Origin of the sequence: Dapis purpurea BLCC-M126 (assembly GCF_050015975.1) — a bacterium.
GTDB lineage: Bacteria > Cyanobacteriota > Cyanobacteriia > Cyanobacteriales > Microcoleaceae > Trichodesmium.
The window spans coordinates 1-2,482 of record NZ_JBNHER010000142.1; the positions used below are offsets into that span (position 1 = coordinate 1).

Here is a 2,482-nt window from a genome sequence, read left to right on the forward strand (position 1 = left end):
AAGCCCTACTACAAACAAAAACTTTTTTATCACTGATTATCCGGACATGATATTACAGCAAGCTCGCGCGTTCCCTTGCGCCTGCAGGCGCAAGGGGTTGCTCGCAAATTTAAGCTCGCGTAGTTGAGAAGAGTAAAAACTTGGGTGATTTAAACAATTTACCTCTAGAAGTGGCTACAAAACTTTCTATTCCTGCATCTATCCCTAAAGACTTTTTATACCAATTTTATAAATGTTTGCTACAAATGGTAGAAATAAGGAAGAAGGAAGAAGCAAGAAGCAAGAAGGGATAAACATTCAAAAAAAAAGGGAAAACGATAGATATAACTATCTAAAATGAATTGGAGTAGCTATTTTTCAGCACATCCGATCAAGAGCTACCTTTTCGTAGCATTCTTTTTTCAAACTGGTATTACCTACTGGATTATCTGGCACTGACTTTGATGATTGGAAACTAACCATCAAATAATAACCACTAGCTTTTTTAACTATCCAGGCTTGTTTAGCTACCATATTTTCTGGATATGGTCTGCTTTGGCTTAATTTAATCCAACCTAACTGAGGTAGTTTAAATTTGTTATTACCAAAGCAATTATTTAACATTGCTGGAAAGACAAAACTCCTCATCCTTTTCTTGAATCTAGGAAAAGCTCTACCTAAACTTTTCATTTCCACAAATGCTCTATCTAAAGTTTTTAGACTTTGTTGTAATACTTGAGCATTTACTGATTTTAATCTGGGATTAGTTTTCTTGGCTATTGTGAAGCTCTTGGCTTAAATATTATAATTAGGATAAGGAGTATCAGCAGAAATAATATATTCAGAAATAATTGAACAATTATTGATTGGTGACTTTTTTGACTTTAACTAGTTTCTAAGCTCTCTTAAAGCATAATTGTACATACTTTTACAAACCAATACGAATATGATTTATTTCTACTTCTTGTTGTTTTGTAGGTTTGAGTTTATACTGGTAAGTTAAAGTAATCACGTCAAAGGCTTTTTTTTGTTTCCTAACCTATTAATAATATCACACAATATTGTTAATTACAAACCTTATTAAATATCTCAAAAACCTAGATCAAAGGATTAGCTATCGCTCAATTAATTTGCTGGTTGAAATTCATCTCACTGCTAAATCAAAGATGATAGCGGGAATCCTCTTTCAACATTCTCTGATAGAGAGTAGGAAGTAGAGAAGAGATGTGAGTTTGGTAATACAGGGAAGTTAGATTTGAGGATTAATTGTTGCTACATCTGAATACTTAGGGTTTGCTGAATAAATCTGAAAGTTTCTACAGATAAAGCTTTTGGCATTTTTAAGTCTGGAAAAAGTGCGTTTATTTGAGTTGAAAAGCCTCAAAAAGTCAGTATTAACAGCAAGATTTGGACAGAGAAATTGAGGAATAGTTCTAACTCCTGCCTTCTCTAAATTCCCCATTCCTCCTGTCTCCTGTCTCCTGTCTCCTACCCTTACTCATAAGACTTTTGAGCGCAAACCCTACTTACGAATTTTCCCTATACTTAACCATTGGCAAATTTTCCAGATACAAGGAGAATAAAGAGGTTAAATTTTCCAAGATTGATGACAAGTCCAAGAGTTATTAGGATGGCGTTCATAAAATCGTAATTCCCATGATACTTCTGCTTGAGGATTGATAATTTCCTTTGCTATTTTGGCCAGGATTTGTTGTTGTTCTAATGGAAATTTGTAGGCTAAACTGAGGTGTAAATTATTTTTGAGGCGTAACTGCTCAGTACGAGTTGATGAGTTAGCAATATTAGCAAAGTTAGCAATAAGTTTTTCTATCCAAATTGATTCGATTTTGAGATAATGAAAATCTGCTTTTAACTCCATATCCATAACAACAATGGGTTGACTTGTGCTGGTTGGTAAAGCATTTTTTAAAGCATTTTCTAAAGCTTGAATATAAATTGGAATGGCAGTTAATTCATCATGAAAAAAACCTGTCAAGGTACAGTGAGGCATATATTGATGAGCAGCATTTTCACCACATTCTGTAGAAGTAGTAGTGAAGTATTTCTCTAGTTGATAGTTAAGTTGACCCACTGGACAAGCGTATACAATAAATTCTCTCAGCATCGAATTATTTGTTTATAGATTTGAGGATTTATTCTAGCTTTAATTTATCTGAATAATCAGTGATAAAAAAACCTTCTTCCTTTGAAGCTTTCTTTCCCTTCTGCCTTCTGTTTTCCTTCCTCCAAAATGTAAGTATTAAACTGGAGATGATATTACTATAAAAGTCATTAAAGTCTGTATTAATTTAAACCTCGTCTTTAAAAGCTATGCTTTATAAACATCTTTCTTGACATAAAATTTGACAAAAAAGATAAGTTATATAATTGTCATTGAATCAATATTTCAGAAAAGTAAATGTATTGAAAAATTAGGATTTTCCGTAATTTTACCGAATTATTAATTATTAATTGTTAATTAAATAATTGTGGTTTAAAGCCT

At 32.5% G+C, this 2,482-nt stretch carries 3 protein-coding genes; 1 reads left to right on the forward strand and 2 read right to left on the reverse strand.

What is annotated here, in order from left to right; translation table 11 throughout:
* Window positions 1-140 precede the first annotated feature (140 nt).
* Window positions 141-293 (forward strand): hypothetical protein, encoded by a 153-nt coding sequence (locus ACP6PL_RS12650; protein ID WP_426545618.1) that lies wholly within the window; start codon window positions 141-143, stop codon window positions 291-293.
* A gap of 64 nt (window positions 294-357) precedes the next feature.
* Here the strand turns inward: ACP6PL_RS12650 and ACP6PL_RS12655 are convergent, their stop codons facing one another.
* Window positions 358-603 (reverse strand): hypothetical protein, encoded by a 246-nt coding sequence (locus ACP6PL_RS12655; RefSeq protein ID WP_426545619.1) that lies wholly within the window; start codon window positions 601-603, stop codon window positions 358-360.
* Window positions 604-1,567: 964 nt separating this feature from the next.
* On the reverse strand, window positions 1,568-2,104 hold the full coding sequence (locus ACP6PL_RS12660) for a hypothetical protein (protein ID WP_426545620.1): 537 nt from the start codon (window positions 2,102-2,104) through the stop codon (window positions 1,568-1,570).
* Window positions 2,105-2,482 lie beyond the last annotated feature (378 nt).

What these genes read in the sequence shown, in the direction of transcription:
- ACP6PL_RS12655 (WP_426545619.1), bottom strand. Translation starts at nt 603, where the DNA reads ATGTTAAATAATTGCTTTGGTAATAACAAATTTAAACTACCTCAGTTA.
- ACP6PL_RS12660 (WP_426545620.1), bottom strand. Translation starts at nt 2,104, where the DNA reads ATGCTGAGAGAATTTATTGTATACGCTTGTCCAGTGGGTCAACTTAAC.